Raw genomic sequence first — 12,577 nt, forward strand, 5'->3', positions numbered from 1 at the left:
GGCGGCGCTCCTTCGGGGCGTCGCCTTTTCCGTGTCTTATCCATGGGCCTATGACGACGGCGGGATTGACCGTGCCCGCTCTCCTCCCGACACTGCCGCCTGTTCGCCGGTCGACCACCCCAGGAGACAGCCGCGCGGCGGAGAAACAGCCAAGCAACCATGACCGCCCCCAGCATGCCCCATCAGGACGACAGCGAGACGCTCGGCGCAACCCCCGGAATCGACGAGATCCTGGGCGGCGGAGGCTCCATGGGCGCCATGATGCGCGCCTTCGATTGGCGCGCCACGCCGCTCGGCCCGCCCGAGGATTGGCCGCAGAGCCTGAAGATCGTCGTCCGCATCATGCTGACCTCGCGCTACGCGATGTGGATGGGGTGGGGGCCGGAGCAGACCTTCCTGTACAACGACGCCTACCGGCCGACGCTTGGCATCAAGCAGGACCGCTCGCTCGGCCAGCCGGCGCCGGTGGTGTGGGCCGAGATCTGGGACGTCATCGGGCCGCGCATCGAACGGGTGCTGCGCACCGGCGAGGCCACCTGGGACGAGGCGCTGATGCTGTTCCTGGAGCGCAGCGGCTACCCGGAGGAGACCTACCACACCTTCTCCTACGGACCGGTTCCCGGCGACGGCGGCGGCATCGCCGGCATGCTCTGCGTGGTGACCGAGGAAACCGAGCGGGTGATCGGCGAGCGGCGCCTGCGGGCGTTGCGCGAACTCGGCGCGGCGCTGGGGGGAACCAACACGCTGGACGAGATCTTCGCCGCCTTCGCCGGTCTGACCGGGGTGCTGGACCGCGATCTGCCCTTCTCCCTGGTCTATCTGTTCGACGAGGCCGGCGAACGGGCGCGGCTGGTCGGCCGCACCGGCTTCGGGGGCGACCACCCGGCGGCTCCCGACAGCTTGCCGCTGAGCGGGGAGAGTCCCTGGCCGGTGGCGGAGCTGCTGGCGCGCGGCGGGCCGGTGCTGGTCGAGAATCTGGGCGCGCGCTTTCCCGGCCTGCCCTGCGGCGCGTGGGACACGCCGCCGCGCCAGGCGGTGGCGGTGCCGATCGCCCAGCAGGGGCAGGAGCGGCCGGCCGGCGTGCTGATCGCCGGCCTCAACCCCTACCGGCCGCACACCCCCGATTACGCCGGCTTCATCGGGCTGGTGGCCGGGCAGATCGCCTCGGCGGTCGCCAACGCCCAGGCCTATGAGGAGGAACGCCGGCGGGCCGAGGCGCTGGCCGCCATCGACCGCGCTAAGACAGCCTTCTTCTCCAACGTCAGCCACGAGTTCCGCACCCCGCTGACCCTGATGATGAGCCCGATCGAGGAGGTGTTGTCCCGTCCCGCCGGGGTGATCGGCGAGCAGGACCGCAGCCTGCTGGAGGTGGCGCACCGCAACAGCCTGCGGCTGCTGCGGCTGGTCAACGCGCTGCTCGACTTCAGCCGGGTCGAGGCCGGGCGGGTCCAGGCGTCCTTCGAGCCGATCGCTCTCGCCGAATTCACGGCGGAGCTGGCCAGCAACTTCCGCTCGGCCTGCGAACGGGCCGGGCTGACGCTGACCGTCGTGTGCCCGCCCCTGGCCGAACCGGTCTGGGTCGACCGCGACCTGTGGGAGAAGATCGTCCTCAACCTGCTGTCGAACGCCTTCAAATACACGCTGGAGGGCGGCATCCGGGTCGCGCTGGCGATGGAGGGCATGCGCGTCGCCTTCAGCGTCCAGGACAGCGGCGTCGGCATTCCGGAGGCCGAGCTGCCCCGCGTCTTCGAGCGCTTCCACCGCATCGAGGGCCAGCAGGGCCGCACCCACGAGGGCAGCGGCATCGGGCTGGCGCTGGTCAACGAACTGGTCAGGCTGCATGGCGGCGCCATCGCGGTGGAGAGCGCGGAGGGGCAGGGAAGCCGCTTCACCGTCACGCTGCCGCTGGGCAGCGCCCATCTGCCGGCCGACCGGCTGCGCGCCGAGCGTCCGCGCGTCTCGACCGCCGTCGGCGCCGAGGCCTTCGTCGAGGAGGCCCTGCGCTGGCTGCCCGAGGAGGCGCGCGGCGGGCCGGTGGCGATGGATCTGGCCGACCTGCCGGCCGCCGACCAGGCGGCGCGCGTGCTGATCGCCGACGACAACGCCGACATGCGGGAGTACATGCAACGGCTGCTCGGCAACCGCCACGCCGTGAAGGTCGCCGGCGACGGCGCCGCCGCGCTGGAGCTGATCCGCGCGTGGCGGCCCGATCTGGTGCTGTCCGACGTGATGATGCCGCGGCTCGACGGGTTCGGCCTGTTGAAGGCGATCCGCGAGGACGGGGCGTTGCGCGACCTGCCGGTGATCCTGGTTTCCGCCCGCGCCGGCGAGGAGGCGAGCGTCGAGGGGCTGTCGGCCGGGGCCGACGATTATCTGGTGAAGCCCTTCTCGGCGCGTGAGCTGATCGCGCGGGTCGACGGCGCCCTGGCGCTGGCCCGCGTCCGCCGCGAGGGCGAGGAGCATCTGCGCCAGCTCAACGAGACGCTGGAGCAGCGCGTCCTTCTCGCCGTCGCCGAGCGCGAGAAGGCCGAGATCCAGCTCCGCCAGGCCCAGAAGATGGAGGCCATCGGCCGTCTGACCGGCGGCGTCGCCCATGACTTCAACAATCTGCTCCAGGTCGTCAGCGGCAACCTCCAGCTTCTGGGGAAGGACATCGCCGGCAACCCGCGCGCCGAGCACCGGCTGCGCAACGCGCTGAGCGGGGTGACGCGCGGGGCGAAGCTGGCCTCCTACCTGCTGGCCTTCGCCCGGCGCCAGCCGCTGGAGCCCAAGGCGGTCAATCTCGGCCGGCTGATCCGCGCGCTCGACGACATGCTGCGCCGCGCGCTGGGCGAGGAGGTCGAGATCGAGACCGTCGTCGCCGGCGGCCTGTGGAACACGCTGGTCGACCCGACCCAGGTCGAGAACGCGCTGCTGAACCTCGCCATCAACGCGCGCGACGCCATGGACGGGCGGGGGCGCCTGACCATCGAGGCCGGCAACGCCTTCCTCGACGACGCCTACGCCGCCAGGCACGAGGAGGTGGTGGCCGGCCAGTACGTCATGCTGGCCGTGACCGACACCGGCTGCGGCATGGCGCCGGAGGTGATGGAGCGGGTCTTCGAGCCCTTCTTCACCACCAAGCCGGAGGGGCAGGGCACCGGCCTCGGCCTCAGCATGATCTACGGCTTCGTCAAGCAGTCGGGTGGCCACATCAAGCTGTACAGCGAGGTCGGGCAGGGGACGACGATCCGCCTCTACCTGCCGCGCGTCCGCCAGGAGGAGGACATCGCCGCCGAGACCGACAGCGGCCCGGTGACCGGCGGGGCCGAGACGGTGCTGGTGGTGGAGGACGACCCCGACGTCCGCGCCACGGTGATCGAGCTGCTGACCGACCTCGGCTACCGCGTGCTGAAGGCCAAGGACGCGCAGAGCGCGCTGGCGATCGTCGAGAGCGGGATGCCGATCGACCTGCTGTTCACCGACGTGGTGATGCCGGGGCCGCTGCGCAGCCCCGAGCTGGCCCGCCGGGCGCGGGAGCGGCTGCCCAACCTCGCGGTCCTGTTCACCTCCGGCTACACCGAGAACGCCATCGTCCATGGTGGCCGGCTCGACGCCGGGGTCGAGCTGCTGAGCAAGCCCTACAGCCGCGAGGCGCTGGCCCGCAAGCTTCAGCATGTCCTGCGCAACCAGCGCCAGCGCGGCCAGCCGGCCGGGACCCATCCGCTGCCGGAGCCGGTGGCGCCGTCGTCCGGCCTGCGCGTCCTGCTGGTCGAGGACGACGAGCTGATCCGTCTGGCGACCACCGACATGCTGGTCGAGCTTGGGCACAGGGTGGTCGACGTCGGCGATTCGGCCGGAGCGCTGGAAGCGCTTGAGGGCGGGACGGAAGGCGGTCCGTTCGACGTGCTGCTGACCGACGTCAGCCTGCCCGACGGTTCCGGCGGCGATCTGGCCGCCACCGCGGTGGGGTTGGTGAAATCCCTCAAGGTGGTGTTCGCCACCGGCCACGACCGTGTGCCGGGCGCCGAGCGGGTGCCGGGCGCGGTGCTGCTGCGCAAGCCCTACAACGAGCATGATCTGGCGGCGGTGCTGGCGCGGATGGTGGGGTGATCGCTGTCCTCACGTCGCATCCCCCCGCCCCTCCCGCGCCGGAAGGGGGAGGGGCGGGGGGATGCCTCTCCAGGCCCTCAGCCGGTCCCCGGCTGGGCCGAGCCGTCGATCTCCTCGGCGCGGCGGCGCAGTTCGTCCGCCGACAGGCCGGCCGGCGTGGCGTCCTGGAGCGTGCCGTCGCCGGGCGTGCGGCGCATGTCCTCGCGCGGCGAGCGCTCGCCGGCCGGAGTCTCGTCCTTCGGCGTCGGCGCCGCGGCCTGATCGGAACCCTGTTCGGGGGAGGAACGTTCAACGGGCGTGTCGGTCATGATGTCCTCGTGCTATTCTTTCCCCCATCCAACCGCGCCGGCGGCTCCGGGGTTCCATCACGGCTCCCCGTCCTTTCGCGCGGGTGGATCAAACGCAGGAAACCCGGCCGCAAGAACCCGGCCGCATAAACCCGGCGGCGCAAGCCAGGGTCCGTTCGCGCCCCGCGCGCGGACGGACCGACACGCCAAGGGCCGACCAGCCAAGGAGAGTGAGAAGGTCATGGAATCGAGCAAGCACACGCCCCACGGCGATGTCAGCGAGGTCGGCACCGTCACGTTGACCGACGACGCCACCGGCAAGACGCTGAAGCTGCCGGTGCTGGAGGGCTCCACGGGTCCGCGGGTCATCGACATCCGCAAGCTCTACGCCGCCACCGGCTATTTCACCTACGATCCGGGCTTCACCTCCACCGCCGCCTGCGATTCGGCCATCACCTACATCGACGGCGACGAGGGCGTCCTGCTGCACCGCGGCTACGCCATCGCCGATCTGGCGGAGAACTGCGACTTCCTCGAAGTCTGCCACCTGCTGCTGAACAACGAGCTGCCCAACGCCGAGCAGAAGGCCGAGTTCGAGCGGACCATCACCTACCACACGATGGTGCACGAGCAGCTCGCCAAGTTCTACAGCGGTTTCCGCCGCGACGCCCACCCGATGGCGATCATGTGCGGCGTCGTCGGCGCGCTCTCGGCCTTCTACCACGACTCGACGGACATCTTCGATCCGGTGCAGCGCAAGATCGCCGCGCACCGCCTGATCGCCAAGATGCCGACCCTGGCGGCGATGGCCTACAAGTACACGTCGGGCCAGCCCTTCATGTACCCGCGCAACGACCTGAGCTACGCCGAGAATTTCCTCTACATGACCTTCGGCACGCCCTGCGAGGAGTGGAAGGTCGATCCGGTCCTGTCCGAGGCGATGGACAAGATCTTCATCCTGCACGCCGACCACGAGCAGAACGCCTCGACCTCGACCGTCCGCCTCGCCGGCTCATCGCACGCCAACCCGTTCGCCTGCATCGCGTCGGGCATCGCCGCCCTGTGGGGGCCGGCCCATGGCGGCGCCAACGAGGCCGTGCTGAAGATGCTGGAGGAAATCGGCTCGGTCGACCGCATCCCCGAATTCATCAATCGCGCCAAGGACAAGAACGACAGCTTCCGCCTGATGGGCTTCGGCCACCGGGTCTACAAGAACTACGACCCGCGTGCCAAGATCATGCGCGAGACCTGCTACCAGGTTCTCGACGTGCTCGGCATCAAGGACGAGCCGCACCTCGCCATCGCGCTGGAGCTGGAGAAGATCGCGCTCTCCGATCCGTACTTCATCGAGAAGAAGCTGTACCCGAACGTCGATTTCTACTCGGGCATCATCCTGAAGGCGATGGGCTTCCCGACCAGCATGTTCACCGTGCTGTTCGCGCTGGCCCGCACCGTCGGCTGGATCAGCCAGTGGAAGGAGATGATCGAGGATCCCGATCAGCGCATCGGCCGTCCGCGCCAGCTCTTCACCGGCCACCCGGCCCGTGCCTTCGTGCCGCTCGACAAGCGTTGAGCCACGTCTCTTCCAGTCTCCCTCCCCCTTTCCCCAGGGGGAGAGGGGGCAGGCCGGATGGAAGGCGGGCGCCGTGACGGACGGCGTGCAGTTGGGCCTGTCGGTCGCCGTGGTGGCGGTGGCCGGCGCCACGCCGCGCGTGGTGACGGTGCGCAGCGGGTTCGAGATTCCGCCGGAGCACCGGCGGGGCGACGAGCCGTTGCCGCACCGGGACGCCCTGCCGGGCGCGCCCTTCGACCCGGCGCGCTTCCGCACCTTGCAGGACGGCGTGCGCGCGGTGGCCGAGGGGCTGTCCGGCCTGTCGCTGCGCTACGTCGAGCAGCTCTACACCTTCGGCGACCGCTTCCGCGACCCGCACGAGCTGTTCGGCGGCCCGCGCTCGGTCGTGGTCGGCTATCTGGCGCTGGTCCGCGACGGGCCGCTGGGCGGCGGGACGGCGGCGGACTGGAGCAATCTCTACGACCATTTCCCATGGGAGGACTGGCGCGACCAGCGTCCGTCCCTGATCGACGGGGTGATCGAGCCGGCCCTGCGCGGCTGGGTCGCCGCCGCCGGGGATCCCGGCGCCCGCGCCCGGCGCGGCGAACGGACGCAGCTCGCCTTCGGGCTGGAAGGCGCCGAGTGGGACATGGAGCGGGTGCTGGAGCGCTACGAGCTGCTCTACGAGGCCGGTCTGGTGGTCGAATCCTTCCGCGACCGCGATCTGGCGGCGCGCCGGGCCGATGTTCCGCCGCCGGGCGGTCCGATGCCGCGCGCGCTCGGCCGGCCGATGGCGCGCGACGGGCGGCGCATCCTGGCGACCGCGCTGGAGCGGCTGCGCGGCAAGCTGAAATACCGCCCCATCGTGTTCGAGCTGCTGCCGCCGGTCTTCACCCTGCACCAGCTCCAGCGCGTGGTCGAGGCGCTGTCGGGCGAGCGCGTCCACAAGCAGAATTTCCGCCGCATGATGATCTCCGGCGGGCTGGTCGAGCCGACCGGCCAGTTCGAGAGCCAGACCGGCGGCCGTCCCGCCGAGCTTCACCGTTTCCGCCGGCAGGCGATCCACGAACGCACCAGCGCCGGGGCGATTCCTTCGGCCGGCGGTTGAAACCGGAGGGCGGCCACGCCTTTTTATTGGAAAAGGGCGGGGCGCGGCATTGGGCGCTGTTGTCAACGGGCGGCCGGGGGCCGATACTGCGGGCATGGTTCTCTTATCGGATTGTCAATGTCGCTCCGCATTCTGATCGCCGACGACCACCCGCTGATGCGCACCGCGCTGACCCAGACCATCGGGCAGGCGATGGCCGGCGCCGAGATCCTGGAGGTCTCCCGGTTCGACCAGATCAAGCCGGTGCTGGAAGCCGGGGAGGCGGCCGACGTCATCCTGCTCGACCTGCACATGCCGGGGATGAGCGGGCTGATCGGGCTGATGATGCTGCGCGCCGAGCATCCGGCGATCCCGGTGATCGTCGTCTCGGCGTCGGAGGATCCGGTGACGGTCCAGCGCGCCATCGATTACGGCGCCTCGGGCTTCGTGCCCAAATCGGCGCCCAACACCCAGATCGTCGAGGCGATCAACGCCGTGCTGGAGGGCGAGCTGTGGCTGCCGGTGATCAGCGGCGGGCATGACGCCGACGCCCCCGACCCGGCCCAGCGCGCCGCGACCCTGACGCCGCAGCAGCTCCGCGTGCTGGCCGGCATCGCCGAGGGCAAGCTGAACAAGCAGATCGCCTACGAGATGAACGTCGCCGAGACGACGGTGAAGGCGCATGTGACGACGATCCTGCGCAAGCTGGGCGTGCTGACCCGCACCCAGGCGGCGGTGCTGGCGAGCCAGCTCGCCCTGTCCCCGACCCCGCCGCCTGTGGAGTGAGAGGGCCGGCCATGCTGATCATGGTCGCCGGCGCCTACCGTTCCGGCGGTGCCGACGCGGCGCGGCGCGCCGCCAACCTGCGGATTCTGAACGAGGCGGCGCTGGCCGTGTTCCGGTGCGGGCACATTCCGCTCATCGGCGTCAACGCGGCGTTGCCGATCATCGAGGCCGCCGGGGAAGATTCCTACGACGCGATCATGATGCCGGTGTCGCTGGCGCTGGCCGACCGTTGCGACGCCTGCCTGCGCGTCGGCGGCCCGTCGCGGGGGGCCGACGCGGAGGTCGAGCGGTTCCGGGCGCGCGGCCTTCCGGTGTTCCTCCGCGTCGAGGACATCCCGTGCTGACGCCTCCCCGCCTGCCCCGTCACGCCTTCGCGGTTTGGGCCGGTGAACGCCTGGAGCGGGCCCGCGCATACCCCACGATCGTCAGAAGCAGCCAGACGGACTGCGACATGAAGGACGGCAGGTTGAAGTCGTAGATCAGCGAATAGAGGATCGCCAGGGCGCCGGCCGCGTTGAGAAACGCGTAAAGATTGTCCTCGACCTTCAGCTTTCCCAGTTGAAGCAGGCCGTAGGCCGCCAGATAGGCGGCAACTCCGATCAGTCCGACGATGTTGGCGGGGGTCATCGCGTGGTTCCCCAGGCGTGGTCAGCGGGTTCCAGCATCACATTTTTCCCCGTCCGGAGGAAAGGGGCGTCTGCCATGGCGGCCGTGGCCGCCTGGACCGGACGGACCGTTCCCGTGGCGCGGTCCGATCGGTTTGAGACGGGCGGGCAAGTTTCTGGGACGGGCCGGAGGGTGGTCGGGCCGGGCGGCGGCTACTGTTTCCCTGGCGCGCGACGCGCTTCGGCGCGGCGGCAACCAGCAAGCAAGGAAGGCTTCATCATGACCGGAACGCCCCACCCCCTGACGTCCATTCTCGCGAAGTCACAGACGGATCCATCGTTCCGCGAGCGCCTTCTGGCGGATCCCGCCGCCACGCTCGCGGCCGAAGGCATGGCCGTGCCGCCGGGGCTCACCGTCGCGGTGGTCGAGGACACCGCCACCAAGACCCATCTGGTTCTGCCCCCCGCGACACCCGACGGCGTGCTGTCCGATCGGGAACTCGACGGCGTGGCCGGCGGAGTCTTCGGTCCCGGAGGGATCTGGGGCGATGGGCCCATGCTCGGCTTCAGAAGCCGGTTTCCGTAAGCCGGTCGCTTCCGTAAACTGGTCGGCGGCGGCGGCCCGGCCTCACCCGGCCAGCCGCTGCCCCTCGGTCAGCAACTGCCCGAGCAGCGCCCGCAGGGCCCCCGGCCGCACCGGCTTGTAGAGCAGGCGGCAGCCCGCCGCCTCGATGTCCTCGCGCACGGCGGCGTCGCGGTCGGCGGTGACGACCGCCGCCGGGATGGCGCTGCCCAGCCGGGCGCGCAGGGCGCCCAGCGCCTCCACCCCGGTCAGGCTGCGGTCGAGGTGGTAGTCGCTGAGGATCACGTCGGGGATCCGCCCCTCCAGCCCGGCCAGCGCCTGGTCGGGGTTGGTGGCGGTGACGACCCGGCAGGACCAGCTCGACAGCAGATCCTCGGTCGCCCGCGCGATGGCCGGCTCGTTCTCCAGGCACAGCACCAGCACGCCGCGCAGGTCGCGGCCGCGCGGCCGCGCGGCGACGGCGCGCACGGCGACCCGCTCGTCGGTCAGCGGCACCAGCACGGAAAAGGCGCTGCCCCGCCCGACGATGGAACGCACCTGCACCGGGTGGTCGAGGATGGTCGCCAGCCGCTCGACGATGGCGAGGCCGAGGCCGAGGCCCTTGCCGCGTTCGTCCGCCTCGTTGTCGAGCTGGCGGAACTCCATGAAGATCTCCGGCACCTTGTGCTCGGGGATGCCGGGGCCGGTGTCCCACACCTCGATCGACAGGAAGTTTCCGCGCCGCCGGCAGCCCAGCAGGATGCGCCCGGTGCGGGTGTAGCGCACCGCGTTGGCGAGGTAGTTCTGCAAGATCCGCCGCAGCAGCGTCGGGTCGCTGCGTACCGTCGCCGAGCTGTCGACCGTCCGCAAGCCCAGCCCGTGACGGCTCGCCAGCACGGTGAACTCCTCGCCCAGCGGCTTCAGCAGCTCGTCGATGCGCATCGGCACCGGGTTGGGACGGACGACGCCGCTGTCGATCTTCGACACGTCGAGCAGGTCGCCGAGGATCTGCTCGACCGACCGCAGCGAGGCGTCGATCTGGCGGATCGCCGTGTCCTGGTTGCGCTCGCCCAGCGCCGACAGGAACAGGCGGGCGGCGTGCAGCGGTTGCAGCAGGTCGTGGCTGGCGGCGGCGAGGAAGCGGGTCTTGCTGCGGTTGGCGCGCTCCGCCTCGCCCTTGGCGGCGGAGAGGTCGCGGGTGCGCTCGGCGATGCGGCGCTCCAGGCTCTCGTTGGCCTCGCGCAGCGCGGCGGCGGCGCGGTGACGCTCGGTCACGTCGGTGTAGACGGCGACGAAGCCGCCGCCCGGCATCGGGTTGGTGGCGATCTCCAGCACCGAGCCGTCGGGCCGCACCCGCTCGTAGACGTCCGGCCTGTTGCGGCGGCGCGGGTCGGAGCGGCGCTCCAGCAGGGTTTCGATCTCGCCGTTGTGGCCGTACTCGCCGCGCCGGTCGATGAAGCCGACGATGTCCTCCAGCGAGGTGCCGACCTGCACGAAGCCGTCCGGCAGCTCCAGCAGCACGACGAACTGGTTGTTCCAGGTGGCGACCCGCCAGTCCTCGTCGAACACGGCGATGCCCTGGGGGACATTCTCCACGGTGGCGCGCAGCAGCTCGTGCTGCTTGAGGATGGCGCGCGACGCCTCGTCGATGATCGAGCGGGCGTCGGTGCGCGACAGCCGCCGGTCGGACAGCAGCCCGGCCACCACCACGCGGGCCGAGGCCGAGCCGACCGCGCCGGCCAGAAGCCGCTCGGTCATCTGGATCGCCTCGCCGTCGCTGCGGGCGAGCAGCGCGGTCTGGAGGTCGCCGTCGCGCACGGCGGTGAAGCGGCGGAAGGCGGCGTCGGCGCGTGGGCCCCCGACGTAGCGCACCGCGAGGTCGTGCAGGTCGGCCAGCGTCGCCCCGCGCGGCCCGTGCGCCTCGCCGTCCGCCGAGCGGCGCAGGCTCATGAAGCGGGCGGCCTGCTGCTTCTCCAGGGTGGAGGGGCGGGTCAGCAGCGAGATGACGACGAACAGCAGGATGTTGGGGCCGAGGCTCCACAGCGCCGCGTTGGTCAGCGGGTCGATGCCGCCGATGCCGGCGAGCGCCACCGGGCTGAGGCCGGTCATGCCGAACGGCCCCTCCTTCAGCGCGCTCGGCGCCAGCCAGCCGGCGTCGGCGAAGGAGGGCAGCAGCATGGTGTAGGCCCAGCCGAGGAAGCCGGCGCAGATTCCGGCGAAGGCGCCGGCCCGGCTGGCGCGGCTCCACACCAGCCCGCCGAGCAGCGCCGGGGCGAACTGCGCCACCGCCGTGAAGCTCATCATGCCGATGGTCGCCAGCGGGAAGGCCGAGCCGATCAGCCGGTAGCAGCCGTAGGACAGCAGCACCAGCACGATCACCGCCGAGCGGCGCACCGCCAGCAGCACGGCCGCCGGCTCGTCGCGCAGGCGGCGGTCGTCGGGGCGCAGCGCCATCAGCAGCGGCACCGCGATGTCGTTGCAGATCATGGTGCTGAGCGCCACCATCTCGACCAGGATCATGCTGGTCGCCGCCGACAGCCCGCCGATGAAGGCGATCAGCGCCAGCCAGGGCCAGCCATGTTCGAGCGGGATGGAGACCATGAAGGTGTCGGCGTTGATCGCGCCGTCGGGGAACAGCATCAGCCCGGCCAGCGCCACCGGCAGCACGAACAGGTTGATGACGATCAGATAGGCCGGGAACAGCCGGGCGGTGGAGCGCACGTCGCCGGTGTGGGTGTTCTCCACCACCGCGACGTGGAACTGGCGCGGCAGGCAGAGGATCGCCAGCCCCGACAGCACGCAGGCGACCCACCAGTCGGCGCCGATGCTGCCCAGCCGCATCAGCTCCAGGAAACCCGGATGGTTGGCGGCGACCTCGATGAAGTTGGCCGGGTTGCCGAAGAAGGCGAAGGCGATGGCCGCCCCGACCCCGAGCGAGGCGGCGAGCTTGACCACCGATTCGGCGGCGATGGCCATCATCAGGCCGCGGTGGTGCTCGTTGGCGGAGATGCTGCGGACGCCGAACAGGATGGCGAAGGCGGCCATCAGCAGGGCCGCCAGCAGCGCCGTGCCGCCGGGAAGCTGGTTGACCCCCGGCCCCAGCGTGTCGCCGGCCAGGATCTCGAAGCTGACGCTGATCGCCTTCAACTGAAGGGCGATGTAGGGGAGAAGGCCGATCACCGCCGTGACGGTGACGAGCGCCGCGAGGCCGCGGCTCTTGCCGTAGCGGGCCGACAGGAAGTCGGAGATGGAGACGACGTTCTCCGACTTCGCCACCCGGACGATGCGGGCCAGCACCGGCCAGCCCAGCCCGATCATCACGATCGGGCCGATGTAGATCGGCAGGAAGTAGAAGCCGCCGGTCGCCGCCCGCCCGACCGCGCCGTAGAAGGTCCAGGAGGTGCAGTAGACCCCGAAGCTCAGCGCGTAGAGCAGCGGCGTGCGCCGCTCCCCGCCGCTGCCGGCCGTGCGGTCGCCGTACCACGCGATGGCGAACAGCGACAGCAGGTAGGCCAGCGACGCGGCGACGATCAACCAGCTTTCCATCGGGCTTTCCGCCCTCCTTTTTCGAACTTTTTCTCCCTATGGGTGCCGAGGATAGCACAG

9 protein-coding genes are annotated in these 12,577 nt (G+C 70.9%); 6 read left to right on the forward strand and 3 right to left on the reverse strand.

Annotated elements, in window-relative coordinates; genetic code table 11:
- The first annotated feature begins 159 nt into the window (after positions 1 to 159).
- Positions 160 to 4,092, forward strand: a complete 3,933-nt coding sequence (locus J2847_RS14380; protein ID WP_233474520.1) for a response regulator — start codon at positions 160 to 162, stop codon at positions 4,090 to 4,092.
- Between the two features lie 77 nt (positions 4,093 to 4,169).
- Here the strand turns inward: J2847_RS14380 and J2847_RS14385 are convergent, their stop codons facing one another.
- Entirely contained in the window at positions 4,170 to 4,400 is a 231-nt protein-coding gene (locus J2847_RS14385; protein ID WP_085552849.1) for a hypothetical protein, read from the reverse strand.
- 220 nt (positions 4,401 to 4,620) lie between these two features.
- On the opposite strand from J2847_RS14385, the gene gltA reads away from it, so the two are divergent.
- From gltA to J2847_RS14405, 4 genes are all read left to right on the forward strand, one after another.
- Positions 4,621 to 5,952 carry a citrate synthase gene (gltA, locus tag J2847_RS14390; protein ID WP_085552848.1) on the forward strand — a complete coding sequence of 444 codons (1,332 nt, stop codon included), beginning with the start codon at positions 4,621 to 4,623 and terminating at the stop codon, positions 5,950 to 5,952.
- A gap of 73 nt (positions 5,953 to 6,025) precedes the next feature.
- Positions 6,026 to 7,039: an NUDIX hydrolase gene (locus tag J2847_RS14395; RefSeq protein WP_209779616.1), complete on the forward strand. Its 1,014-nt coding sequence runs from the start codon at positions 6,026 to 6,028 to the stop codon at positions 7,037 to 7,039.
- A 117-nt stretch (positions 7,040 to 7,156) separates the two neighbouring features.
- Positions 7,157 to 7,804: a response regulator gene (locus J2847_RS14400; protein ID WP_209779617.1), complete on the forward strand. Its 648-nt coding sequence runs from the start codon at positions 7,157 to 7,159 to the stop codon at positions 7,802 to 7,804.
- Positions 7,805 to 7,815: 11 nt separating this feature from the next.
- Entirely contained in the window at positions 7,816 to 8,148 is a 333-nt protein-coding gene (locus tag J2847_RS14405; RefSeq protein ID WP_209779618.1) for a DUF4406 domain-containing protein, read from the forward strand.
- A gap of 19 nt (positions 8,149 to 8,167) precedes the next feature.
- Here the strand turns inward: J2847_RS14405 and J2847_RS14410 are convergent, their stop codons facing one another.
- Complete coding sequence (locus J2847_RS14410) at positions 8,168 to 8,431, reverse strand: CBU_0592 family membrane protein (RefSeq protein WP_209779619.1); 264 nt, start codon at positions 8,429 to 8,431, stop codon at positions 8,168 to 8,170.
- A 258-nt stretch (positions 8,432 to 8,689) separates the two neighbouring features.
- Between J2847_RS14410 and J2847_RS14415 the strand changes: the two genes are divergently transcribed.
- Complete coding sequence (locus tag J2847_RS14415; protein ID WP_209779620.1) at positions 8,690 to 8,995, forward strand: NHLP leader peptide family RiPP precursor; 306 nt, start codon at positions 8,690 to 8,692, stop codon at positions 8,993 to 8,995.
- A gap of 42 nt (positions 8,996 to 9,037) precedes the next feature.
- Here J2847_RS14415 and J2847_RS14420 read toward each other — a convergent pair whose 3' ends face one another.
- A complete protein-coding gene (locus tag J2847_RS14420) occupies positions 9,038 to 12,517 on the reverse strand; it encodes a hybrid sensor histidine kinase/response regulator (RefSeq protein ID WP_209779621.1) in 3,480 nt (1,159 codons plus the stop codon).
- Between the last annotated feature and the right edge of the window lie 60 nt (positions 12,518 to 12,577).

It is taken from the genome of Azospirillum agricola (assembly GCF_017876095.1).
GTDB lineage: Bacteria > Pseudomonadota > Alphaproteobacteria > Azospirillales > Azospirillaceae > Azospirillum > Azospirillum agricola.